Here is a 25,966-nt window from a genome sequence, read left to right as displayed (position 1 = left end):
TACAATATCATTTTATCTCTATTTATAAAAAATAAAAATAGGGTATCTCCAAACTTGGCTGTATTACATAAAAGACGATCAAAACAAATTAAATTTTTAAACCCCTTATTTATGAAAAAACTACTACTATTGTTATTAGCATCTTTCTGTTTTGCTTATAACCTACAAGCACAATGTGGGCCTGGACAGGATACCACTCCACCTGTAATTGACAGTGCAGGAGATGGAACCCTTGCTCACCCTTTTCGAAATTTATTACAAGCTACTGTAGGAAGTGTTCCTAGCGGGACTTACTACTTTAATTTTAACGGCAGCACTTTCCAAGGAGTATTAGATAATGATACCGATGGTGGTGGCTGGTTAATGATTTTGAATTATGTACATATAGCTGGTGATAATTCTAACCTAACAGTACGAAACAACGATTTACCTTTATTAGGATCTTCTACCCTAGGCGATAATGAAGCTGGAACCACTAATTGGGGACATATAGGTAATGCTTTGGCAGCTGCTATTGATTTTGAAGAAATGCGACTTTATGGAGTAACCACGGGACATAATCGTGTAATCAACTTTAAGACAAGCTTTCAAGGAGTATTAAATTGTGTAAAAACAGGAACAGGTTCTTTTGATCGAATTAATGAAGTATCAAATCACACGGTATTATCAAACCATTCTGCTAATATTCCGGCTCAAGCTTATAATGAATGGGCAGATCAAGGAGATCTCGCACTAACCAATTTCCCGTTTTGGACTGCAGGGAATTATCATTGGGGAATTCGTGGAGGAGGTTCTCGTTGGGAAGTAGATGATTTTGCTAATAATACACAAAGTACTATACACCGTGTATGGGTGCGTGGTGACCTTTCGCCAGTGGGTCTGACAACGCTTACAGTGAATTTAGATGCAACAGGTAATGCAACCGTCGCACCAGGAGATTTTGGATTAACCGCTATAGACAATTGTACTACTCCTGGTCTTAGTTTAAGTCAAACTGACTTTGATTGCACAAATGTTGGTAGTAATATCATCCAATTCACCGCCACCGATGATCAAAACAATAACACATCTATTGATGTTACTGTTGTAATCGTTGAGTCTGCACCAGTAATTACCACAGATAATTTTGCACGTGTTAATTTGGATGCTACAGGTAATGGTTCCATTACATTGGCAGACCTTAATGCTAGTGCAACCGATGATTGTGGATTACAAAGTATTACACTAGACCAAACAGATTTTGATTGTACTAATGCGTCTCGTACAGTAACGGTAACACTAACAGCTACAGATGTTAATGGAAACGTAAGTACCAGTCAGGTACGTGTAGCTGTTCAAGATCAAATAGACCCTATAGTACAATGCGTAGCTCCAATTACTTTAGAATTAGATGCAACTGGTAGTGCTACCATTAGAGAAAACGATTTAGTGTTGAGTGCTACAGATAATTGTACAGTCAGAGGTATCAGTTTAAGTAAAAGTTCTTTTACCTGTGCAGATATCGGGGATAATGTAGTAACGGTAAGGGTAAGAGATAATGGTGGAAATTTAGTAAGTTGCTCAACCACAGTTACTGTTACTATTCCATCTTGTCCTTCAGATTTCACTTTAGAAAGTGATCCTACTGCCTGTGGAGCTGTATATAATTATCCTTGTGCCAGTAATATTACCTCTGGACCTGCAAGTGGAACGTTGTTAGCTATTGGAAGCACAACAACCTTTACTTATGATACTTTGGATAATGACGGTAATACGGTGCAATGTAGTTATGATGTTAGTGTGGTTGACACCAGAGCCCCATTGTTTAATACTAAAGACACGACACTTGCACTAGGAAATTTTGAAGATACGGTTACCGTTACTCCACAAGACATTATAGGTGCAGACCCAATAGCTCGCGACTATACCGTAGAAACTTCGGGCACATTTGATCGTGTAGATATTAGTACTTCAGGAACCGAAGTAACGCTGAGTGATGACGAAGTATCTGAAGCATTACCTCTAGGATTTGAGTTTGGTTTTTATGGAAATTTATACACAGAGTTTTATGTCTCATCAAATGGGTTTATCACTTTTTCTGATGAAGGAGAAGATGGATGTTGTGGTTGGGATCCTCTTCCAGATGCTTCTACACCAAGTAATCTCATTGCTTTCGACATGACTGATCTTAATCCACTAGAAGGTGGAACCATAAGATACACTACCATAGGAACAGCTCCTAATCGAATAGTTATTATAGATTTTGATGCTGTACATTATTATGATACCACACCAGATGCAACGACCACCCAAATAAAGTTATTTGAAGGTACTAATCGTATCGAAATACATGCCACTAGTACTTTTGATTCGGATAATGATAAAATACAAGGAATAGAAAATATTGATGGTACGGCAGCAGTTGTGGTTCCTGGACGTAATGCTAGCGTTTGGACAACAACCAACGATTATGTGGCTTTTGTGCCGACTAATGGTGCCTTTGATAACTGTGGAATCGATACCATGGTAATTTCTCCTAATACCTTTAATGTCAGAAATATTGGAGACAACATCGTAACACTTAGTATTACTGATATTAATGGTAATGTATCTGAACAAACCGCTACAGTAAACATAACTGGAGATTGTTTTATAGATAATTTAACCGATACTAATTTCCAGATTCAGACGTCTGGTGAGACCTGTGCTGGTAAAAACAATGGTATTCTAAGTATCGACGCAATAGAAAGCCTTAATTACATAGCAACGCTCAATGGCGAAGATTATCCTTTTAACACTACTCTTGTTATACCTGATTTAGTCCCGGGAACCTACCCACTATGTATTGCTATTTCAGGAATTACGGACTGCGAAAAATGTTATGAGTTTGTGATTGAAGAGGCTCCAGTGTTAGAAGGTAAAACAACAATGGATGAGATCAATAATAAAATGTTTGTTGATATCCAATCAGGTACTGCTCCATATACTGTTATTATTAATAATAAAGTAGTAGGTGAATACAATACTAATAGTTTTGTGGTCGATGCTAAAAATGGAGGGATAATAGAAGTATTTTCCAGTAAAGCTGCTTGTCAGGGTAAATTATCAACAACTATTGACGAATTAGTAAACATTAATGCATATCCTAATCCAACCCGTGATAATGTGACCCTTAGCATACCTAATACCGGTAGTGATACTGTGAGCATTGAAATTCATAATGCATTGGGAATAACCGTATCTTCTGGAATGTATAACGTCACGGCTAACAAGGTAGAATTATCGATGCACTCATTACCAGCAGGGATATACTTTGTGAGCATAAAAGGTACATCTAAAACCATAAGAATAAGCAAACAATAGAAAAAATAATCCCTTTGCCTTTTTTAAGGCAAAGGGTATAAAATCATAAAAAATAAATACCCATGAAATATATATATGTTTTTATTTTAAGTACACTATTATTATTTTCTTGTAGTGTAGAGGAGGATGAAAGTATACTTGTAGAATCTCTACGAGACCTAAGATTAGAGCCAACGATTCCAAGTTTAATATACCCTACAAATGATTTGGTATGTACAAATTTTAACCTTGAGTTTGACTGGAACAGATCTACATCTATTTATAAAAAACCATTAGATTATGTTATTGAAATTGCAACCGACAGAGGGTTTGAAAATTTATTGTTTACTACTACAACCTCAGAAACAGAAAGTAACTTTACCTTAGAAAAAGGAACCTATTATTTCTGGAGGGTAAAAGCCAAAGATAATAAAGGAAATGAAAGTTTGTATTCAAGTATTCAAACCTTTATTACAGAACCCGAGGGAAATACAAATATACTTCCTTCAATTTCTTCTTCGAGTACACCCATTACAGGAGCAATAGTAACGGGAAATACGACTAGATTAAGCTGGAATGCTAATGATCATGATGCGGACTCATTAGTATATGATGTATATTTTGGAGAATCCAACCCACCTCAATTAGTTGCAGAAAATATTGATGTAACAACATTAGATGTTCAGATCGAAGCCAATAAAACCTATTATTGGAGAATTGTTGCCAAAGATGATAAACAAGGAGTAGCTATTGGTCGAGTTTGGAATTTTAGTACTCAATAAAGAATAATGCTTACATAATACTATAGAATCATAAAAATTAACATTGCGAAAGTAAGGGGTCGTAATTGATTTGTTTAAAAACCACTCAGGAAACTGAGTGGTTTTTTCCTTCCATCACTTCCTTGATTTATGTTAACCATTTTTTAATATAAAGTCAAAGTCTATTCTTAAATAAAGTTTACTCTAGATATATAATAATACTTTAAGAAATTAGGTTAATGTTCAGGTGTGTATAAAGATGATTCCAGCATGCAGTTTTATCGACCAGCAAGATTAGGTAACTCTCTCCCCCTTGCACATCGGTAAGGCTTCAATACACTACTTTTACCGATCAACGGCATTAGGTGATCCTCCCCCGCAGATAGGTGACCCTCCTGCGCACTACTTTTATCGACCAGCGGTACAAATTGGGGCTCCAGCGGCGCGCGGACCACTAATAACATGAAGGTGTTCTCAATAACACATTGCAAAGGGCAAGCTAATCAGTCAGTTCAGCTAATGGTCAAAATAATAATATAGGCTTTTGTAGGGGTGTTTGTAGGGGTTCATTTTTGCTTATACCTGTAAGTCCTAACCTATTTTAGCAATCCCAAAACCCAAATCAATAAAACCTATATAACATGAACTCTTTTAACCGAATTTCTTTCACTTCCAAAAATGCTTACTTAATAGCAATTCAAAAAAATTCAAAAAAAATTCAAATTAAAAATAGGGTATTCTAAAACTTAACTGTAATACCTATAAGCAGCACTATTAAAATTGCTGAAAAATTTAATAGTAACATTAACTAAGCCCCTAGTACCATGAAAAAAATTACTCCTTTGATATGCGTAACAGTCTTTAATGACTTCTATAGAAAGTTTCTACCTGCTCATGGTAGAGTCTATTTCCAATTCTTATAAGTACAACGAACAAAGTAATTAAATCTTGATCTAGGCAATGTATGTGCAATTCATGCAATTGCTCAGATGATCTTACTGCCATTTTATATAAAAAAATCAATTACTAATAAACCCCCTTATTATGAAACTTCTTTTACCCAAAACTAATTCAGGAATTACAAGAAGCACGCAAAAGCTTCTTTTTATGACCTTTTGTTTTTTGGTTACTACTATTTCTTACGCTCAATTTGACTTTGCATCTGAAACAGAACCAAATAACCTTACTAATGATAGTGGTGTACAAACACTTACTGTTGCAACCACCAATACGACTACTATTTTTAGCGGTGGTACTGCCGTTGATTCTGACGAGGATTATTGGAAAATCGGTAGGTCTCCCTTTGTACTAGGTAGTATTGGAATGGCTATTCAATCCAATAGTGGATCGTCGCAGCCACAGATTTGGCTAGAAAAAAGAACCGGAAGCTATGATGGCCCATTAGTGTCTAATACGCTAATACATCCTGGTACTGACCAATCGAACAGACCCATGACATTGAGCTATACCGCAGCAAACGAATACTATTTGGTAAGAGCAGGAGGAAATCTTTCTGGTGGTTATAATTATAGGGCTCATTTCCCTAGGTGCGATATTCCCGGTTTAACAACAGTATTATCAACAAACCCTACCGAAAATGATTTTACTATAACCGGTGTTGCGGGAAGTACAAATATCTCTTTAATAAAAGTAAATACTGTAAATAGTTTTACAGACCCTAGTTCTGGTTATACGTATCCAACTGCTACTACTGCTACTAATGTTGCTTACTCAGGATCGGGAGAACAAACAGTTTATACGGGGAATTATACTACACCCAATGTTACTATTTCAGGACTAACAGCAAATACAACATATTATGTTAAGGTGTTTAACTATAGTGATTGTGGAGGAAATTTACAATTAAATGCAGGTAACGTATTTACGGTTACTACTTGTGGCGCAACTCCAACAACTGCCACAGCATTAAACCTAGCAGCGAACAATGAAAGCTCTAGTTATGTGAGTTCTATTACCGGAACAACTGGAGCATCTATACGATATGTTGTAAAAGCGAACACAACCAATAGTTTTACCGCGCCTGCAAACGGTACAACATTACCAACTGCAAACGCAGTATATGGTGCAGGAGAGCAAGTGGTATATGTAGGTGACTCTGCAACTCCAAATGAGTTAATAACAGGGTTGACTACTGGAACAGAATATTTCTTTAAGGTATATACCGCAGAATTATGCGGTGGAAATTACTATTTTGAATCTACAGGAGTGAACTCATCAATAACACCAGTTTGTTCACCACCAAACAGTAATGCAGGTATTTATCTATATGCAGAACCAACCAATTTACATAACTCTATTGGCGTTGTAAATTTTACCGGAGGTAATAATGCTGATGGTAAGATTATCTATATGAGTGATGAAAATAATTTCACATTACCCACTACGTTACCAGTAGCATCTTTACCCAACGTAAGTACTGATTATTCAGGAAAAACAGGTCAAACAGCTATTTATACTGGCGCAGCTACAGGGTTTAGAGTTACAACTACAGGATTATCTCCAAACACTACCTACTATTATGCGGCAGTCAATTATAAAATATGTAATGGTGTTTATTATTTCTATCCAACCGGTATTTACAGTCAACAAACTACTTGTGGTGTAACTTCAGCATTAGCATCAGGTGCAGTTCTAAATAATATTGACACAAGCTCTATGGAGTTGAATTCTTTTACGGCTCCAACAGCGACAGTAAATGCACCTGACGGATATGTAATTAAAATGAATACTGTAAATAGCTTTTCACCTTTGGCTATTGGCGTAGCTATTCTGACAGGAAATACGGTGTATGCCGGAGGAGAACAAGTTATCTATTCGGGAACTTCGGTTACTCCAAATCTTAATATTACAGGACTATCAGAGGGAACTCAATATTTCTTTACGATTTATGCGTATAAAGATTGTAACGGTACACCAGTATATCAGCAAACAGGATATACCTTTTCGCAGTCTTCTTTAGGGTTGAATTTTACATCGCCTACATTAACATATAATGATCCTGCTACTGCACTAAGTTCGACAACCACTAGTACAGGAGCCATTTCTTATAGTTTAATAAATGATACTACAGGGGCAACTTTGGTTGGAAGTGATTTTACTCCAGGAGCAGTAGGTAGTACAACTTTAAGAGTTTCGGTAGTAGCAGATGGTATTTACCAAGCTATTTCAAAGGACTATAGTTTAACGATCACAAAAGCTACCCCAGTAATCACTTGGAATGCACCAGCAACAATTGGCGAAGGTATACCTATTGATGCTTCTTACTTAAATGCGACAGCCAATGTACCAGGTACTTTTGAATATTATACCTTTTATAATTCTTTTATAAATAGTTTTTCAGGAAGAATCACAGAAGGAGTCACCACCTTACCATACGGCAGTGGTTTCCCTACAACAATTTATACGAGATTCATTCCTAATGATACCAATTATAATGTAGCTGTAGGAAGTACTCTAATCTCTGTAACAAGTTCGGGTAGTAGTCTTAGTGTTGAAATTACACCAAACGATATTATAAAAGCAATAGGAAGTGCAGATCCAACGCTAACTTCTGCAATAACTAGTGGTGCTTTAGCCCTAGGTCATAAAATATGGGCACCTTTCACAAGAGTACCAGGAGAAACGGAAGGGACGTATGTTATTTCTCTAGATCCAACTGCTCAGGCCCCTGCTAGTTTTGATCGTTTAAGTACTTGTCCTCCTGGAGTTTGTATAGTAGCACCAGATCCAGATCCATTTGGTGAAGGAGAAGATATTTCAGTTACTAATAATTATACTATTCAAACAAACACAGGAACCTTTACCATTACTAGTAAAGAACAAGTAACCATTACGTTAGATCGATTTGATTTATATGCAACTATTTATACTGCTAATCCAAGAAGTGCCGTAGATATTTCTAGTGTTGTATTAACTTCTGATGGAAGTCCTGTTTCACCAACAGTAAATTTATTTTATGCAGGAAATGATATATTAGGAAACTCATATGCCCCATCAGCAACGCCGCCAACAAATGCAGGTAATTATACGGTAATAGCATCTGTAGATTCAGCCGATCCTAATTATTTTGGATCTGTAACGGGTAACTTTACTATTAATCAAAGATATATCGCTATTACTCCAGATACGCCGCAAACAAAAGTATATGATGGTAGTCCTAAAACTTTTGAAGCTACCGCAACAGGATTATCCGGAGAAAATATTCCTTTAAGAATATCATATAGAATCGGAGCTTATTTTAGTGAAGCAGCACCTATAGAAATAGGAAGTTATCCGGTATCAGTTTACGCATCCGAAACAGGAAATCATAATGTTTCCTATTCGGCAGGAACCTTAGTTATTACCGATAATTCAGAGGTAACTATAACTCTTGCAAATCTTACGCAACAATTTGATAATACTCAAAAACCTGTTACAGTAAGTAGTATTGAAACGAGTCCAGGAGTAGCTGCAACACCAACGCCTACCATAAACATAACTTATGAAGGAATTAATGGAACTAATTATAATAAGACTACTACACCGCCAAGGAATACTGGAGAGTACAAAGTATTTGCCTATGTAGATACAGCTGATGCCAATTTCTATGGGAGTGCAAGTGCAACATTAACCATCTTTGATAAAGAGTACGTAACCTTTAATTTTGGTTCTGGAAATTTAACCTATAATGGGACACCACAAGGAGTCAATATTGTAAGTATTACAGATAGTAATGATGTTGTTATTACTCCTACTCCAGTCTATACCATCTCGTATGATGGAGAAGATTACGACGGAAACACATATGGGCCAACTACAGTACCACCTACAAATGCTGGAGACTATACTATAACAGTAGCCATAGATGCAGCAGACCCAACGTATCAAGGAAATGATACTTATGACTTTACTATAAATACAAGAGCTATTGAAGTTACTGCCGATGCTAAAAGTAAAGTATACGGAGAAGCAGATCCGGCATTTACATACCAAATTACTAATGGAAGTTTATTAGGTAGTGATGTCTTAGTAGGAAGCGTAGAAAGAGCAATAGGTGAAGATATAGGGACCTATGCTATAAATCAAGGAGCACTAAATAATTCCAATTATAGTATTTCATTTGTAGAAAGTAATTTAGGGATTACGGCTAGACCTATACTACTAGCTGCTGATTTTAAAACTAAAGTGTATGGTGAAACTGATCCAACATTAACACATAGTATCGTAGCAGGTAATGTACTTAATGGAGATATGTTTAGTGGTGAGCTTATTCGTGTTGCGGGAGAAGATGTTGGAAACTATAGAATAAATCAAGGTACACTAACTTTAGGAGTCAATTATACTATAATTTTTAACCCAAGTACTTTAGGAATTACTCAAAGAGTTATTGAAGTTACAGCCGACCCAAAGACCAAAGTTTTTGGAGATCCTGACCCAACTTTCACCTATCAAATTACTGCGGGTGCGCTACAGTTTAGTGATGCATTTGCAGGAAGTTTATCTCGTGTAACAGGAGAAAATGTGGGGACCTATGCTATTGAGCAAGGAACTTTAACGGTCGGTCCTAACTACAATATATCTTATATATCCGATGATCTCACCATCGGTTCAAGAACCATAGAAATTACTGCCGATGCTTTGAATAAGCAATATGGGGATACTGATCCTGCACTTACGTATCAAATTACCTCTGGAACGCTTGTTGGAAGCGATATCTTTACGGGAAGTCTTTCAAGAGTAGATGGAGAAGATGTTGGCGATTATGTCATCAATCAAGGTACATTAGCATTAAATCCCAACTATGCCTTAAGTTATGTGAGTAATAATCTTACTATTGGGGAAAGAGCCGTTGAAATTGCTGCAGATGCTAAAACCAAAGTATTTGGTGATGTAGATCCAGCATTAACATATCAAATCACTTCAGGAAGTTTAGTAGGTAGTGATGCCTTTACAGGAAATTTAATTAGGGTAGCAGGAGAAAATGTAGGAGCCTATGCAATTAATCAAGGAAGCGTAGCTTTAAATGCAAATTATACGTTGACTTATGTAAGCAATAACTTAACTATTAATCAAAGAGCAATTGAAATCACCGCTGATGCCAAGAGCAAAATCTATGGAGATGCAGATCCTGTCTTAACTTATCAAATTACTGCTGGAAACTTAATGGGTAGTGACGCAATTATAGGGGTCTTAGAAAGAGCAGCAGGAGAAAATGTAGGAACCTACGCAATTAATCAAGGAACTTTAGGAATAAATCCTAATTATGCAATATCGCTGGTTTCAAATGATCTTGAAATAACAACAAGAGCTATAGAGGTTACTGCTGATGGTAAAACCAAAATTTATGGAGATGCAGATCCTGCATTTACATATGCAATTACCTCCGGAAGTTTAGCCGGTAGTGATACCTTTACAGGAGCTCTAGATAGAATAGCTGGACAAGCACAAGGAAATTATGCCATTAACCAGGGAACATTGTCTTTGGGAGCCAATTATGATTTAACTTTTGTACCTGGTAATTTATTTATTAATTATCGTTTTATAAGAGTAATTCCTGTCGCTCCTATTTCAAAAACCTATGGAGATGCAGACCCAGATTTAACCTGGCCATATATTATAACACAAGGGTCTTTAGCATTTGATGACACCTTAGAAACCTACGGAACATTTAGATCTCCAGGTGAAAATATAGGAAGATATCAGATAAGAGGCTTATCTGCTCGGTTTACATCCAACAACGGAGGAGAGTCTTCTTACTCGATAACATTTACTAATGGAGGATCCGTAAGCCTAGACATTACAGCTCGTTCTATAGAGGTAACTGCAGATGCGCAAGCCAAAGTGTACGGAGATACAGACCCAGCATTAAGTTATCAAATTACTAATGGTGCTTTACAGTTTAGCGATGCCTTTACGGGAAGTTTAGCCCGTGTAACCGGGGAAACTGTAGGAAACTATACTATTGCTCAAGGAAGCTTAAGTGCAGGTAGAAATTATACATTGACTTATATTAGTAATGATTTTACAATTGGTCAAAGAGCTGTCGAGATCACGGCAGATGACCTTACCAAAGTTATAGGATCTACAGATCCTGTCTTAACGTATCAAATTACATCGGGTACTTTACAATTCTCTGATGCGGTAACTGGAAATCTTACACGAGTAGCTGGAGAAACCCTGGGGAACTATGGTATTAATCAGGGGACATTAAGTGTTGGGAGTAATTACAACCTGACTTTTGTACCGGGTAACTTAACGATTACTAATTTAATACCACAAGCGATTACTTTTGGAGCGTTATCTGATCGTACTTTTGGAGATGCTGATTTTGTATTAACGGCTACAAGTGGTGCATCAGGAAACCCTGTAACATATGTAAGTTCTAATACAGCAGTAGCTACCATATCTGGAAATATAGTAACTATAATAGGGGCAGGATCTACAACTATTACGGCATCTCAAGCGGGTAATGGGACTTATGCAGATGCAATAGATGTTCAACAGATTTTAACTGTGAATAAGGGAGATCAGACAATTACTTTTGCATCTTTAGGTGATGTAAGTGTTGAAGCTTCTACCTTTAGCTTAAATGCAACGGCAACTTCTGGATTGGGAGTGACCTATACAAGTTCTAATCCAGTGGTGGCAACAGTTACAGGAAATACGATCTCTGTGTTAGGTATAGGAACCACAACGATTACAGCGTCGCAAACCGGAGATGCCAATTGGAATGCAGCCATAGATGTTATGCAAAACTTAACTGTAGTAGAAGCATGTCCATTGGCGAGCCTTCCTGCTGATAATATACAAGTACAAGCTTCTAGCGAAACCTGTACCGATAAAAATAATGGAATTATTACCATAAATGCTGGTCAAGCTCAGAACTATATAGCAGCGATAAACAGTCAAACCTATAATTTTACATCTGATCTTACTGTGACAGATTTAGCCCCAGGAACTTATCCTGTATGTGTTGCTATAGCTGGATTTACCAATTGTGAGCAATGTTTTGAATTAGTTATAGAAGAAGCGCCGGTATTAAACGGTAAGACGACGATAAACTCGAATGGCAATAGTGCAAAAGAAGTATTTGTTGAGATAGCGACAGGAACAGCTCCTTTTACTGTTAAAGTTAATAATGCTATTATAGGAGAATATAATGCTAATCGCTTTATGATAGAGGCCCAAAGTGGAGATACTGTTGAGGTTTCTTCTAGTCGGGAGTGTGAAGGTAAATTATCTAAAACTATTGATGCATTTGCAGATGTTACTGCATATCCTAATCCTACCAGAGCAGGTGTAACACTTACGTTTCCTGACACAGGTAGTGATGCAATAACGGTAGAGATTTATAATGCGCTTGGAGTAAATGTATCTGTAGGAAGATATTCTATAACGGGAAGCAAGGCTGTACTTCCAATGGAAAATTTACCGGCAGGGATATACTTTGTAACACTTAAGGAAGGGACTGCAAAAACATTTAAAATCATAAAAGAATAAGTAGAATAGAATACGCTCTCCTGTTAAAAAATAGGAGAGCATTATTATTTAAAAATAAATACAATGAGAAAAATATATATTATACTACTCAGTTTATGTGTACTACTTTCATGTAGCCGTGAAGAATTTGTAGATGAAGCTCCAAAACCTGAGCCTGTAAATGAAAATCCTACCATACCAAATTTAATCTTTCCAGCTAATAACCAAGTGTGTACTAATTTTAAGCTTGGATTTGATTGGGAAGCCTCATCAGACGCTAATGGAGATGCTATTGCTTATCAAATAGATATTGCTACAAATGATACATTCGAAAATATTTTGTTTTCTATAACTACTTCAGAGACTACCAGGGCATTTAATCTGGAAAAAGGAAACACCTATTACTGGAGAGTAAAAGCCATTGATAGTAAGCAGAGTGAAAGTGAGTATTCTGTGATTCAGGCATTTTTTACAGAACCCGATGCAGGAGTTAATCATGTTCCTTTTTCACCTTCAGTAATATCTCCTAAACCAGGAGAAGAAGTATCAGGAAATATCATAACGTTGGATTGGGATGCTACGGATACTGATGATGATCCATTGTTGTTTGATGTATATTTTGGAACTACAAATCCGCCGGTATTATTAGCTCAGGATATCTCTGTATCCGCATTAGACGTAAATGGATCTCCAAATACCACATATTATTGGAGAGTTGTGGTCAAAGATGATAAACAAGGAGTTGCGATTGGCCGAGTTTGGAGTTTTAGAAGAAATAATATGTAGATATATAGAATAAATGCAATGCCTAAATAAAAAAGTAGCCTATTTAGGCTCATTTGTTAAATTCATATAAGGATGTGGTTTAGATCTTTTTAGTTAGAATCAGAAAGGTTTAAACCACTTCTATTTGAGTGTACGTACCTTTTTTATAATATTTTTATACGTATCACTTAATGTAGCTTTGTGGTTTCCTGACAATAAAATAAGATTGTCACCAGGAATTATTTCTGTTATCTTTTCTATATTAACAATATAATTTCTGTGTGTTCTACAGAAATCTGAATTGTCCAGTAATTCTAAAATTTTTGTGAGTGATATTAGAATCACAAACTTCTCTTTTTCGGTAATGATGTTACAGTATTTTTCTTCTACTTCGATATATATAATATCAGAGAGAAATACTTTTTTTAAAGCTTTTCCTTTTTTTATGAATAAATATTCAGTACTTATTACAGTATCTTCTTCTTCGCTTAGAAACACATCAGTTTGTCCATAAAACTTTTCTACGGCCATTTCAATAGCATATAAAATTTCTAGTTCATTAAATGGTTTTATAAGATAGCTAAAAGGCTGTGTAAGTTTTGCTCTTTCAAAGATTTGACGATCTGTAGAACTGGTTAAAAACACAAATGGTCTTCGTGCATCAGGTACAATATTAATAGTTTCGGCAAAAGTAATTCCATCTGGAGTACCATCTAGAAAAACATCTACAATCGCAATGTCTACTTTAGCATTGTAAAACATGGTCAGTGCCTCCTTTAAACTTCTGGCGACACCTACAATATTGTAGTTATTAGCCAGGAGTACGTTTGATAAAGTATCACTTTCTTCGGGAGTATCCTCTATAATAAGTATGTTTACATTATCCATTAGGAGGCGTTTTAGGTAAAGATACGATCATTTTTGTACCTTTTCCTAATTCACTTTTAACAGAAAATTTCCCTTTGTTTTTTTTAATCATTGATTTACATAATTGCAAACCTAAACCTGTTCCAATAATATTTTCATTTTCTTTTTTAGAAAGCAAAACAGAATCTTTAAGCAAATCTAAACGAGTGTTTTCATTCATACCTACTCCTGAGTCTTCTACTATTAATTCGCAATAGATATCATCTGTATTTCTGGAATAGATTTTAATTTCCCCATCAGGATTAGAAAATTTAATGGCATTGTCTATTAGATTTCTTAAAATAATTTTTAAAGATTCCTGATCGGCATAAACCATATCACTTTTTGATACTTTATTCTTAAAATCTATATTTTTCTCTAGCATTAAAGGTTTGTAGTTATAGGCAATTTGTTCTACGATAAAAAATAGACGTATAGATGTGATCTCAAAATATGATTGTTGCGTCTGTAATAAGGCCCAATGCAATAAATTGTCGAGTAAATTATAGGCTCCATTTACAATAGCACTGTTGTTTTGTAATAAGCCATCTAATACTTCCAGGTTCTTATTTTCTAGATTGTCTACTAATTTTGTATTACTTGTTTTTAATGCATGTACAGAAGAGCGTAAATCATGACTCACAATAGAAAAGAGTTTGTCTTTTGTAGCATTTAGCTCATCTAGAGTCTCTTTTTGTTTGGTGATAATAGCATTGGTTTTTACTTTTTCCCTATAAAAATAAACCCCTGCTGCTAATACGACTAATAATACTATAGCAGAATACAAGAACCCGTTTCTCTCGGCTATTTTTATTTTATTTTCTGCTTGTAGGACCTGTACCTCTTTCTGTTTTTGTTTGACAGCAAATTGTTTTTCGAGTTCTGCTACCTCCCAAATTTTATTTTGGTCGTTTAATGAATCTCTCCATTTTTCATATTCTTTTCTATAGACAAGAGATTGAGAGAGGTTTTTACGATTTTCTTCGACCACAGCCATATTACGTGCTGTATTTTGCTTAGCCGTATAATCGGTAGTTGTTTTAGAAAGGCGATATGCTTTTTCAAAATAAGGAATCGCCTGTTGGTCTTTATATTGCTCATAATATAAACTGGCAATATTACCATAAGTCCCTATTAATCCTAAAGTGTCTTTTTGTTCTTCTTGTAATTTTAGACTTTTAATTAGGTATGGTTCTGCGGCATCAAATTCTTTAAGGTGTAAATAACAAATACCTAAATTATGTTCGATGTTACTTTTTTTGATACCATAAAGTTCATAAGTACTTAGGTGTTCGATCTCTTTAAAATAGTGTGTGGCGTCTTTAAATTTGCTTTGTTCTAATGCGATTGTCCCTAAAATCATCTTTACCCGATTGTAGAAATAGAATGTTTTAGAGACCATCGATAATTCTCTTTTTGCTTCTTTTAATGTCTTTTTTTGGAAGAAGCTATGTCCTCTAAAAAGGTGACAATAATTCTTAAGTTCTTCAGTATTTGTAGTGACATTTAACTGTTTCATGGTATACACCAAAGTAGAGTCCCATTCCTTTGCTAAGTAGAAGGATTGCGCTTTGTTAAAATTTGGTTTGTCACTAAATTGAGTACTCCTTTTTTTGATTTCTTTTTCAAAAAGACTTGTATTTGTTTTTTGTTGAGAAAAAAGCAACGTAGAAATGGTAAGAAATAGAGGGAAGAATATTGCTTTAGTCTTAATACCCATATACTAATTTATGAGCAATTTAGTTAATTTTGGAGTATAAAAAAAGCAGAGGATATAGTATCCTCTGCTTCTGGTTCAAAAACCGCCCCCCAACGCTTTTTGATATGTTGTATTCAATTTTCTTTTTATTCTGTAGGAGGAGGGACAGTAGTTACTGTGCCTCTTGAAGTTTCTGGGTCCTCATTCCATAAGAAAATTTGTATACTTCTAATTAATTGCCCATTAGGGGTTTGTATTTTTAATCCTAAGTTTAATGGATAAAGATTATAAGAATCAGTTTCTGGGTTAGCTGGAGGATTACCATCGGCAAGGAAAGGGCATATGTACAAAGTCAATTGAGGTGCTCCGGTACTACAAGTGGTATAGTTTTGATAAACAGAAAAATTTGTAACAGGAATTGAAGAATCTATAAAAACCATTGCTTCTATCGCAACGCCTCCTGTATTAGTATAAACTGCTTTAATCAATGGAGGTAATTGTTCTCGGGATGGAGAGCCTAAAGAGAATGTGAATTTTTCATTCCCGCACAGTAATGGAGTTGCTTTTATTTTAGGGTTCTCTGGATTAATTATTGTTCCTGGTGGAGTTATTGGAGTACAAATTCTTTGTATTGTTTGAGCGCACATAATAATTTATTTTAGGGTTAATATTTATTTCGTTAAGTACTACATTTAATAATCAAATAGATTCTTCTTAATTACCGTTACCTGACTAACAGTAACACTACAAAGGAAACAGAATAACCTCATGATTTCGAAAAAAAAGGAATAAGACCAGAGATTATAGGTATGAAATGGTGAAAATGCAGTATAGGACATAGAAAAGGTTTAAATTTTTTTAATTCATCCAAAATTCTAATTGTTTTTTCCAATATATACAAACAATAATTGGCCTCATGAGACACTAGAATTTAATCTATTGATGTTTTTCTTTTTTGAGTAAAAACCAAATCTAAATCCTACATCTTCGGCATAGACATAACTTTGTATACTTATATCATATTCAATAGGAGCATTTAATTTTTTCATGATATCAATGATGCGGTACAATTTTGTTCTGGAAATTCGTAGACGAGATGCTAATTCTTCTGGGGAACCTGTAGCCTGTAGTCTAATAAATTGATCAATTCGTTCTATAATTTCGACATGTTTAATAATAATATTCATATAGTTTATCCCTTTGTTGTTAGTAATGACTTTTGATTGTATTTATATGATATGACGATGTCTATGGGTACGTTGTGAGTTATTATTATTTTTTAGACTGAGAGTTTAAGATTTTATATAACCTATAGGTGTAAAATGCCGAAGTGGTTATATAATATAGATATTGCATGGAAAGGATGAGAATGTTGTCAGTGTTCATTTTTTTGTATATTTTAGCGTTAGGAATACAAATATAGTTCAAAATATTAAACTTGTAAAATTTAAATAATTAATATTTTGAACTTTAACACATTTGTATTTTATCAAAGTTTAGATTTTGAATTTTTATTTTTACTATGGAATTACATAAAATCAAGGAGTTAGCCGATAAAAAGGGCAAGCAAATAAAAGATTTAATTGAAGAGACAGGAATAAAGAAAGGAACGCTATTTAATTATTTGAAAGGAAAAACTCCTATTACCTTAGAAGCATTCTTAAAAATTTCAGAAGTTTTACAGGTTTCTTCCTTAGAGCTGCTTTCTTTTGTTCAAAATATTGAACTCGATGCTAAGGCTGCTCAATTTCTTGAAAAGATTGGGCCAAATAAAGATATCGCTCAAAAAGTACCAGAGAACGTTAATGTTATGATGATTCCTTTGGTGAATCAATATGCGTATGCTGGATATTTGGGAGGATTTGAAGATGAAAGTTATGTAGAAGAATTACCAAAAATACCATATTTGGCAGATAGAGAATATAAAGGTAATTATGTGTTTTTTGAGGTGAAAGGAGATTCGATGGATAATGCAAGCTATGAAAGTTACCTTGAGGGTGATCTTATTCTCTGTAGAGATGTACGGCAAGACTTTTGGATGAGTAAATTACATATTAATAAATGGGATTTTGTAATTGTTCATAAGACAGAAGGGATACTTTTAAAGAGAATTACAGATCATAATGTAGAAGAAGGAGTACTTACACTCCATTCCCTAAATGAATATTATGAAGATAGTAAAGTACATATAAAAGATATTGCCAAGATTTTTAATGTGGTTGATGTAAGAAGAAACAAAAGCAGAAGATAGCTATACATTTTCCCTGAAGAGATTTAACTCTCAAAATAAAGAATCGTTAAAATAAACTAAGAAACCCTCTATTTTTTATTAAATACTGTTTTATTTGCATTAATTATTAGTGAAAATATAAAAACAGGATGTTGTTTTGATAAAATAACTTTGTGCTTTTAGAATAAAAGAAAAAATTAAACTCTTCTTTTTATGAAATTAGATAGTGATTGTAAAAAACAAGAACCTTCTACAATGGCGGTTCACTTTCAACAGTTTGAAAAATATATTATAGGGAATAACCATTCCTTTGATTCTATAAACGGGAATCAAAAACTATTATATACAGATTGGATTGCTAGTGGAAGATTATATGGCCCGATAGAAGATATAATGCGCGATACGATTGGTCCAATGGTAGCTAATACACATTCTTTTTCGAGTGAAACAGGTAAAGCCTCTACATATGCCTATAAGCATGCACGTCAAATCATAAAGGAGCATGTAAATGCAAATAAAAATGATATCCTTGTAACGGCAGGTACGGGGATGACAGGAGTATTGTCAAGATTACAACGTATCATGGGTTTGCGATGGCCAGATGTAGTAAAAGATAAAATCAATATTCCAGAAAATGAACGTCCGGTTGTTTTTATTACACATATGGAACATCATTCTAATCATGTTCCCTGGATGGAAACTATAGCAGATGTGGTCATTGTACCTTGTGATGAAAATAATTTGGTTTGCCCTAATCGTCTTGAAATAGAAGTTGAGAAATATAAAGAAAGACCTATAAAAATTGGAGCATTTACGGCTTCATCAAATGTAACAGGAATTATAACACCATATCATACGTTAGCCAAAGTGATGCATCAACATAATGGCTTATGTATTATAGATTTTGCGGCTTCAGCTCCTTATGTGCAGATCGATATGCATCCCAAGGATCCAGAAGAACAGTTAGATGCAATTTTATTTTCTCCTCATAAGTTTTTGGGAGGACCAGGTACTTGTGGTGTTTTAGTGTTTAATAAAGCATTGTATAATACTAATTGCCCTGATGTTCCTGGTGGAGGAAATGTAAAATGGACAAATCCCTGGGGAGAATATGGATATTATGATGACATAGAAACCAAAGAAGATGGAGGTACACCAGGGTTTCTACAAGTTATGAGAACTGCATTGGCAATTCGGTTGAAAGAAAAAATGGGAGTGAAAGAAATTGCTCAAAGGGAAGAGGAGCTATTAGCACTATGCTTTGAGAAGTTAAAAGAGATTCCAGGTCTATATGTTTTGGGAAATACCAATAAAAAACGAATTGGTTGTGTCTCTTTCGGAGTAGAAAACATCCACTATAATTTGATTGTTCGTTTGTTAAATGATCGTTTTGGGATACAGGTGCGAGGAGGATGGTCCTGTGCCAGCACATATGGACATCATTTATTTAATATTGAAACTGATTCTTCAAAAGAGATGATCCAGGATCTATTAAATAATAACCTGACAAATAAACCAGGATGGGTGCGATTGTCATTACATCCAACATTGACAGATGAACAACTAATTTATACATGTAATGCGATACATAAAATTGTAGACAATATAGACGATTGGAGTGCATCGTATACATACAACCCTAAAACCAATGAATTTGAAGTAGAGGGAGTTGGGGATGATAATATCTTGAAAGAAATAAAAGAGTGGTTTACCATATGATCTAAGAGGTATATTTTTATACCGATTTCAATTTGAAAAGATAACTTCAAATGAATTGCTGTGATTGATGGTTAGTTTCATATATATGAACTACAAAAGTTATATTTTTAATAGATAATGGAGTATGTTTTATTCAATAAGAAAAAGGAAAAAGTATTAACAATAACTTCTCTTTCTAAAAACTCTTTTTTTTCTGTATTTGAAAGACCTAATTTTTATGGAGTCTTCTTCTTTACCAAAGCAAAAGGAGTATTAGTTATTGATCAGCAACAAATTGAAATAAAGGATCACTATATCTTATTTTATTATCCATATCAGAAACTATCCTTAGAAGGGGTTTTTGAAGGAACTTTTGTTCAATTTCATCCTGATTTCTTTTGTATAGATATTCATGCTAAAGATATTGGTTGTCAAGGATTGTTATTCAATAATTTTTTTAATGATTTTTTGTTGCGATGCGCTAAAGAAGAATTTAATAAGTTATTTGATTTTCATGTCTTCATAAAAAATGAACTACTAAAGAAAGAAATAGGGCAGTTAGACATGGTATCAAGTCAGTTAAAAATATTTTTGATTAATGCCGTTAGAATTAAAAAAGGAAAACAAGAGAAAGAACTTCCCTCCAAAGATAATGTACATCACCAAATCGAAAAGCTAATAGAAAATAATTTTGTTACGGAGTCTTCTCCAGAATTTTATGTAAAAGAGCTAGAGATTTCATTAACTACTTTTAATCGATTATGTAAAAAATATTTTCAAAATAGTTTTATTACTATTCTAAATCTAAAAAGAATTGCAATCGCAAAAAATAAGCTGTTCTTAACCAATAGTCCTGTTAAAGATATTGCTTATGAAACCGGTTTTAATGACCCTCTTTATTTTAGTAGAGTTTTTAAGAAGCATTGCGGAGTTTCCCCAAAAGAGTTTAGGAAACAATTGAAAAACAATAGGTTGGTTTAATTGTCCATGTTTTGGTTATATACTCCTTATTTCTAATAGGAGTACTGATCTATTTTTGTTTAAAACTTAAAACATAAATAGTTATGAAACCAAATAATCTAGATATGGAACAAAAAGAAATATGGTTAAAAAGTCTGATTACAGAAAGCCCGCAAGAAGGATACGAGTTGGCTATACAACTTTCTAGAATGGGAGTAAAATCAACTCAACCAGATATAGAAGTATTAAAACGATTGCGCACAGATTATGCAAATAGTGCTTCTGGACTTACAGCAGCTTCTCATGTTATAGCATTGAACTTTCAAACTATTTCTGCTGCCAATGGATATTGGAGGTAGTATTTTAGAAATGAAAAATGATTTTAAGTAATTATTACTGTTTAGATACTAACTTCAAAAAACCAAAAACCTCATAATAATGTGAAGCTTTTGGTTTGAATAAATACTACGTTCAAAAACAGATTATAAGTAATGTACTTTATCAATAGTAAACCCTTTTACCTCATGGTCATCTAATAAAATAAGTGTGGTTTGATCTTGGATGCTTTTTAATAATTGAAGTATTAATTGTTGAGTTTTTATATTCAATTCTTTTAATGGCTCTTCAAGAATAAGAATAGGTTTTTTTGTGAGCAGAGCCCTACAGTACATAAGTATTTTTTGTTGGCCAGAGGTTAGGTTAGCTCCAAGGTCTCCTATTTTACTTTCTAGTTGTAATTGATTTTGCTTGTCTTCGTGTTGCTGAAGGTGTTCTAGTAAGAGTTCGGCTTTTTCTTTGCTACGATCCTTTCTATTGTAAACAACAGCTTCATATACATCTTTACCATATAATGGAAAATCCTTAGATACAATAGCGATGTTTTTTCTAATCGTCTTTTCAGATAATTCACTGCAACAACGATTTCCAATAGAAATACTTCCTTTAGATGGTGACATTAATTTTAGTATTAGACGAATGAAAGTTGATTTTCCTGTTCCTGATCTACCTTGCAGGAGTGTAGTGCTTTTTGCAGAGATCGATAAGCCAAAATTCTTAAATACGGGTTTTGAAGCATTAGGATAGCCAAAATAAACATCTTTAAAGACAATTTCTTCTTGATTAAGCACTAAGTGTGCAAATGGTAATTGGTTTTCCTTTGGTAAGCTAAAGATATCTATAAGCTTAGAAAAAGAGATCTCTCCTAATTTCCAGACGATGCTTACTCTTAAACTTCTTCTCAATACAGGAAGTATAGAAATGATCAGTAATATAAGTACTAATAATGAGGATCCACTCAGAATTTTATCAGGGTTTTTTGCAGATATAAATACATATAACATAATAATTCCTAACATAGCATAGGTAATGGCAGGGATGATAGCTTGTAGCAATGATACAATTTTGGCATAACGTTTTCCTATAGTATAAAGATGATCTGATCTTTTTTGATATCGCTTTTCCTCGGGCTGATATTTATTAAAAGCTTTTAAGGTTAAGATCCCTCTCAATCTGGTGTTAACAAAAGTTAGCATTCCAGAACGACTATTTCGTCTGTCAAGAGAAACCTCATATAACGCTTTGTTAATGAGCCAAAGCAGTATAGAGGAAATGAATATACATCCAGCAATAATCAACGCCAAATACACATCAAAATAACCAATGGCAATGACTACAATGAGTAATAAGAATACATCTTGTAAAAACCTGATTAATCCATTTCTCATATAATTTTGAATGCTCTTAAGGTCTCCGCTATACCTCAATAGGTATTTGCCAATCCCTTTATTATCATATACTCCCATTGTTAGCTGTAATTGATTGATAAAAAGCTGCTCTCTTAATCGTTTGGTAAAACGTTCTCCGACAAGAGCAATGCCATATCGATTAAAGTATTCGAATACTAATCGTAACAAGACTAATGAAAAGAAAAAGACAAGAAAAGAGCTAAAGTCAGGAGCATCCATAAAAGGAATGAACTTGAAAGCGGCCAAACGATGTGAAGAAAAACCAAAACTAAGTTCATAAAATTTTCCAATACTGATTGGGATCATAATTGTAAGGATATTATAGCAAAGCCCCATAAGAAAAGCGAAGATTACTAATGTTATATTCTTACGCCCAAAATTTTTGATAATACTCCATTTATTGCTTAACATAGTATGAATTTAAATAGGTTCTTTTTTAAGAAAATAAATAAGCGGAAGGCCAAACCCTGAAAAGGACACTCTAAATCTCTTTTCAGAGTTGTTTTTTGACCCGCCACTTGAATTTTTATTCATAATTCCAGAAATCTCATCTTTTGATCTGTTTGTGGTAGCTCACATTTTTGCTGTTTGCCAAACCATCGATATCTGTTGGCGGCAATAATATCGTATATGAAATCTCTAAGTATTTTGGGGATGACCCCAAAAAAGCTTCCTAAATGCCATGGTGAATTGAGGTTTCTGCAGATACGCAACACCGCATCACTCTTATGATAAATAGTGTTATTTTCTATAAGAATGATGGATGATAGGTTTTGGGGTATATTGTTATCAACTAGTAGTTTATTAGCAGTTTCTGATTGTAATGAAGCAAAGAGATATTGCTGGTTTTTTTCTCTTTTTAGAATGAATTTAACCCATCCGTTGCATAAATTACATACTCCGTCAAAGAGAATAACGGGTTTTGAAACTCCATTATTTGTCTCTTTTTTAGCATATTCACTGACTTTTTCTTTTCTGGAAGGGTTCCATAGTTTTTCCAGATCAAAGAATGATAGGAAGATCAATCCACTCATTTGATAGCGAAAACTTATGCCCATGATAAAAAAGATACCCCAATGCATCATCCAGGTTAAGGCGGCCCAAGCCATACCCCATCTCCTTTTCACCAAAGCCAGTGGTGCTCCCAGCTCTAGGACAAAGGTCAAAATACCCATTCCTAGAAATAACCAGGTGTGCTCAAATAAAAAGTCGAAAAGGGGGGCGCTTTCTGAGCCTAACATTTCTTTGCGTATTGCATCTACAGCTACTTGCGAACGCATAGCACTTCCATTAGCCCATTCTAGCGCAAGATCACCAGCAAGCTTAGCAATACCTGAAAGAAAATATGAACCAACAGTCACTGCACAAATGAGCTGAATTGGCCAACCATATTGCCAATGGGCTTTGGGGATTTTAAAACCCTTTTTCGTTCGTTTCCAGGAATCCCATGACCATGCATCAGCAGATGCTACTAATCCTAATATTATAATATGTAGAATGAGAGCATTTCTATTGTGATAAATCATGGACCAGGAGTTACGATAGGTAAAGTATAATAGGGCCACAATAGCAAATGCAGGACCGGTACTTTTAAATTTCCAGCCAATGATATAGAGTATGTTCAAAAGGATTACTCCTATACTTATCCACCAGAATAATTCTGGAGATATAGGGTGTTTCATCCAACTTAATACTCCGATAGGATCAAAAGCTTCTAAATTTTTACCCATCTTCTGAAGCATATCAAAACGAGAAAGTAAATACCATAAGCTAAATAAGCCTGTGGCAATACGTAATAGAGCAAGACGTTGTGGAGTCACGGTCATAAACCAGTGATCTCGTATGATTTTTAAATACTTATTCATGGTTTTTCAATTTTATAAAAAGCCACTTTTCTTTCATGAACAGGGAGTGTATCTTTTTTTAGAAAATAATTCTCTAAATGATAATATCCTTTAACTAATTCAATTCGCACTAAATTGGAATAAGGATACCCCTTTTTATTGGCGATTTTTTCTGCAACTTTTTGTGTGAATGCCTGAGCTCTATCTGATCGAGCCGCTTTTCTTATTTGCCTTCGAACTTGATTAAAACCTCCTGTTCCTGCAATTTTGTAAGAGATCTTATGTCGTTTTTGAGTAGTATCATACCCTACAAAATAATATAAACCATAGGTCGCTTTTCTTTTTTTAGAAAACATTGGATAATACGATAAAGGAAAATTGTCTTTTGGTTTACTAGCCCAGTTTTCTGCAACAGGTGATAAAATCAAAGCAATAATTAATATACTTACCCACATGGCTTGTTTTTGAGAATATTTCATGGTGAAGAGTTTTTTTGATGAATTATTCTTTTATACAGCAACATTCACATCCTGTGATAACAGATCAATCAATATGTCAGATTGTACTAATTTACTAAGTGAAAGAACAGGAGTTGAAAATTGACTCTGGACCTCAGCGACTAGAAGAGGACTGCCAGTAAACAGGCCTGCTAAAGCAAATAAACGGTCATTAAAAATTGGAGATAACATCTGTATACCACTATGTATTGCTAGACTATCACAACAGGATAAAATAACATGATCAATGGTTTCTGTAAATAATGAATGGTTTAATAGTGCTTTGGTTTCTTGTTGATACAATCCATCGGCTATTTCAATGACCACATAATCTGGATCTGCTTGTGAGACATCGGATAATAATCCTTCATATAAATCCATTATGATAGTAGTAGAACAGAGATACGTAGAAGGAAAACCAAATTCTGAAAAATCACTAACAATATCTGCACCACAATCATACGCTAACATTCTGTCTTTATTAAAAACAGTTCCGGTAAGTTTTATATATGCTACTTGATATCCAGAGGACTTTAATCCTCTACAAAGGTATGCTGCAGTAGTAGTTTTACCACTATCCATACTAGAACCTATAGATAAGATAGTTTTAAAGTTTCTTATTTTTTTGGCATTGAACTTTACTGGTTTTCTATGATGATAAATAGTATTTATTACTTTGCCATGCTGTTGGGTAACATATCCAACTAATTTTAGTTTAGTAGGACCTTTAAGTTCTAATTTGTAAAACATAGAGGTTACGGTGCCGGCTACACCGCCTTTACCTAAAAGATCATATTCTTGATGATATCCTTCGGGAACATATCCTTCGAATTGATTGCTAGCATAACGATTGCCAAATGCCAGCATTATTTTGTCTCCTTCGAAAATATAACAGTTTCTTCCTTCAAAATCTTGAATTGCATTTAAAGAGCCAATACTAATGACTTCAAATATCGCCACATCTCCAGCTATTGGTTGATGGTTTTTGACAATGGTTTGGTCAATTTTATAATTGACAATATTTTTACAGATGTTAGATTTTTTGATTGTTTTCATAATACA

Annotated in this window: 16 protein-coding genes; 8 read left to right on the top strand and 8 right to left on the bottom strand. The window is 34.4% G+C overall.

What is annotated here, in order from left to right; genetic code table 11:
• Nucleotides 1-111: 111 nt before the first annotated feature.
• From DK442_RS01120 to DK442_RS01100, 4 genes are all read left to right on the top strand, one after another.
• Nucleotides 112-3,342, top strand: coding sequence for a T9SS type A sorting domain-containing protein (locus tag DK442_RS01120; RefSeq protein WP_109433999.1), 3,231 nt, complete (start codon nucleotides 112-114; stop codon nucleotides 3,340-3,342).
• Nucleotides 3,343-3,404: 62 nt separating this feature from the next.
• Nucleotides 3,405-4,103, top strand: a complete 699-nt coding sequence (locus DK442_RS01115; protein ID WP_109433998.1) for a hypothetical protein — start codon at nucleotides 3,405-3,407, stop codon at nucleotides 4,101-4,103.
• A 1,023-nt stretch (nucleotides 4,104-5,126) separates the two neighbouring features.
• Entirely contained in the window at nucleotides 5,127-12,581 is a 7,455-nt protein-coding gene (locus tag DK442_RS01105; RefSeq protein WP_109433996.1) for an MBG domain-containing protein, read from the top strand.
• A gap of 63 nt (nucleotides 12,582-12,644) precedes the next feature.
• A complete protein-coding gene (locus tag DK442_RS01100; protein ID WP_109433995.1) occupies nucleotides 12,645-13,346 on the top strand; it encodes a hypothetical protein in 702 nt (233 codons plus the stop codon).
• A gap of 120 nt (nucleotides 13,347-13,466) precedes the next feature.
• Here DK442_RS01100 and DK442_RS01095 read toward each other — a convergent pair whose 3' ends face one another.
• The 4 genes from DK442_RS01095 to DK442_RS01080 form a co-directional block, all read right to left on the bottom strand.
• Nucleotides 13,467-14,213 carry a LytTR family DNA-binding domain-containing protein gene (locus tag DK442_RS01095; RefSeq protein ID WP_109433994.1) on the bottom strand — a complete coding sequence of 249 codons (747 nt, stop codon included), beginning with the start codon at nucleotides 14,211-14,213 and terminating at the stop codon, nucleotides 13,467-13,469.
• Complete coding sequence (locus DK442_RS01090; protein WP_109433993.1) at nucleotides 14,206-15,951, bottom strand: ATP-binding protein; 1,746 nt, start codon at nucleotides 15,949-15,951, stop codon at nucleotides 14,206-14,208. The genes DK442_RS01095 and DK442_RS01090 overlap by 8 nt, the downstream gene beginning before the upstream one ends.
• A 125-nt stretch (nucleotides 15,952-16,076) precedes the next feature.
• Complete coding sequence (locus DK442_RS01085; protein ID WP_109433992.1) at nucleotides 16,077-16,577, bottom strand: hypothetical protein; 501 nt, start codon at nucleotides 16,575-16,577, stop codon at nucleotides 16,077-16,079.
• Nucleotides 16,578-16,844: 267 nt separating this feature from the next.
• Nucleotides 16,845-17,117 (bottom strand): type I-E CRISPR-associated protein Cse2/CasB, encoded by a 273-nt coding sequence (locus DK442_RS01080; protein ID WP_109433991.1) that lies wholly within the window; start codon nucleotides 17,115-17,117, stop codon nucleotides 16,845-16,847.
• A gap of 335 nt (nucleotides 17,118-17,452) precedes the next feature.
• On the opposite strand from DK442_RS01080, the gene DK442_RS01075 reads away from it, so the two are divergent.
• The 4 genes from DK442_RS01075 (at nucleotide 17,453) to DK442_RS01060 (ending at nucleotide 21,177) form a co-directional block, all read left to right on the top strand.
• Nucleotides 17,453-18,181, top strand: a complete 729-nt coding sequence (locus DK442_RS01075; RefSeq protein ID WP_109433990.1) for a helix-turn-helix domain-containing protein — start codon at nucleotides 17,453-17,455, stop codon at nucleotides 18,179-18,181.
• Between the two features lie 192 nt (nucleotides 18,182-18,373).
• Entirely contained in the window at nucleotides 18,374-19,879 is a 1,506-nt protein-coding gene (locus DK442_RS01070; protein WP_109433989.1) for an aminotransferase class V-fold PLP-dependent enzyme, read from the top strand.
• A gap of 117 nt (nucleotides 19,880-19,996) precedes the next feature.
• Nucleotides 19,997-20,839 carry an AraC family transcriptional regulator gene (locus DK442_RS01065; protein WP_109433988.1) on the top strand — a complete coding sequence of 281 codons (843 nt, stop codon included), beginning with the start codon at nucleotides 19,997-19,999 and terminating at the stop codon, nucleotides 20,837-20,839.
• Nucleotides 20,840-20,922: 83 nt separating this feature from the next.
• Entirely contained in the window at nucleotides 20,923-21,177 is a 255-nt protein-coding gene (locus DK442_RS01060) for a hexameric tyrosine-coordinated heme protein (RefSeq protein WP_235010880.1), read from the top strand.
• Nucleotides 21,178-21,300: 123 nt separating this feature from the next.
• Here DK442_RS01060 and DK442_RS01055 read toward each other — a convergent pair whose 3' ends face one another.
• The 4 genes from DK442_RS01055 to DK442_RS01040 form a co-directional block, all read right to left on the bottom strand.
• Nucleotides 21,301-22,974, bottom strand: coding sequence for an ABC transporter ATP-binding protein (locus tag DK442_RS01055; protein ID WP_109433987.1), 1,674 nt, complete (start codon nucleotides 22,972-22,974; stop codon nucleotides 21,301-21,303).
• 119 nt (nucleotides 22,975-23,093) lie between these two features.
• Complete coding sequence (locus tag DK442_RS28570) at nucleotides 23,094-24,428, bottom strand: DCC1-like thiol-disulfide oxidoreductase family protein (RefSeq protein ID WP_235010878.1); 1,335 nt, start codon at nucleotides 24,426-24,428, stop codon at nucleotides 23,094-23,096.
• Nucleotides 24,425-24,886 (bottom strand): hypothetical protein, encoded by a 462-nt coding sequence (locus DK442_RS01045; protein ID WP_109433986.1) that lies wholly within the window; start codon nucleotides 24,884-24,886, stop codon nucleotides 24,425-24,427. Before DK442_RS01045 ends, DK442_RS28570 begins: the two co-directional genes overlap by 4 nt.
• 30 nt (nucleotides 24,887-24,916) lie before the next feature.
• Nucleotides 24,917-25,960: a hypothetical protein gene (locus DK442_RS01040; RefSeq protein ID WP_109433985.1), complete on the bottom strand. Its 1,044-nt coding sequence runs from the start codon at nucleotides 25,958-25,960 to the stop codon at nucleotides 24,917-24,919.
• Nucleotides 25,961-25,966: the final 6 nt, after the last annotated feature.

The sequence above is a fragment of the Aquimarina sp. AU119 genome, assembly GCF_900312735.1.
Classification (GTDB): domain Bacteria; phylum Bacteroidota; class Bacteroidia; order Flavobacteriales; family Flavobacteriaceae; genus Aquimarina; species Aquimarina algiphila.
This window is presented reverse-complemented; position numbering and strand designations above follow the sequence as displayed.

What these genes read in the sequence shown, in the direction of transcription:
- DK442_RS01070 (WP_109433989.1), top strand. Translation starts at nt 18,374, where the DNA reads ATGAAATTAGATAGTGATTGTAAAAAACAAGAACCTTCTACAATGGCG.
- DK442_RS01100 (WP_109433995.1), top strand. Translation starts at nt 12,645, where the DNA reads ATGAGAAAAATATATATTATACTACTCAGTTTATGTGTACTACTTTCA.
- DK442_RS01060 (WP_235010880.1), top strand. Translation starts at nt 20,923, where the DNA reads ATGAAACCAAATAATCTAGATATGGAACAAAAAGAAATATGGTTAAAA.
- DK442_RS28570 (WP_235010878.1), bottom strand. Translation starts at nt 24,428, where the DNA reads ATGAATAAGTATTTAAAAATCATACGAGATCACTGGTTTATGACCGTG.
- DK442_RS01075 (WP_109433990.1), top strand. Translation starts at nt 17,453, where the DNA reads ATGGAATTACATAAAATCAAGGAGTTAGCCGATAAAAAGGGCAAGCAA.
- DK442_RS01105 (WP_109433996.1), top strand. Translation starts at nt 5,127, where the DNA reads ATGAAACTTCTTTTACCCAAAACTAATTCAGGAATTACAAGAAGCACG.
- DK442_RS01090 (WP_109433993.1), bottom strand. Translation starts at nt 15,951, where the DNA reads ATGGGTATTAAGACTAAAGCAATATTCTTCCCTCTATTTCTTACCATT.
- DK442_RS01095 (WP_109433994.1), bottom strand. Translation starts at nt 14,213, where the DNA reads ATGGATAATGTAAACATACTTATTATAGAGGATACTCCCGAAGAAAGT.
- DK442_RS01040 (WP_109433985.1), bottom strand. Translation starts at nt 25,960, where the DNA reads ATGAAAACAATCAAAAAATCTAACATCTGTAAAAATATTGTCAATTAT.
- DK442_RS01045 (WP_109433986.1), bottom strand. Translation starts at nt 24,886, where the DNA reads ATGAAATATTCTCAAAAACAAGCCATGTGGGTAAGTATATTAATTATT.
- DK442_RS01055 (WP_109433987.1), bottom strand. Translation starts at nt 22,974, where the DNA reads ATGTTAAGCAATAAATGGAGTATTATCAAAAATTTTGGGCGTAAGAAT.
- DK442_RS01115 (WP_109433998.1), top strand. Translation starts at nt 3,405, where the DNA reads ATGAAATATATATATGTTTTTATTTTAAGTACACTATTATTATTTTCT.
- DK442_RS01085 (WP_109433992.1), bottom strand. Translation starts at nt 16,577, where the DNA reads ATGTGCGCTCAAACAATACAAAGAATTTGTACTCCAATAACTCCACCA.
- DK442_RS01120 (WP_109433999.1), top strand. Translation starts at nt 112, where the DNA reads ATGAAAAAACTACTACTATTGTTATTAGCATCTTTCTGTTTTGCTTAT.
- DK442_RS01065 (WP_109433988.1), top strand. Translation starts at nt 19,997, where the DNA reads ATGGAGTATGTTTTATTCAATAAGAAAAAGGAAAAAGTATTAACAATA.
- DK442_RS01080 (WP_109433991.1), bottom strand. Translation starts at nt 17,117, where the DNA reads ATGAATATTATTATTAAACATGTCGAAATTATAGAACGAATTGATCAA.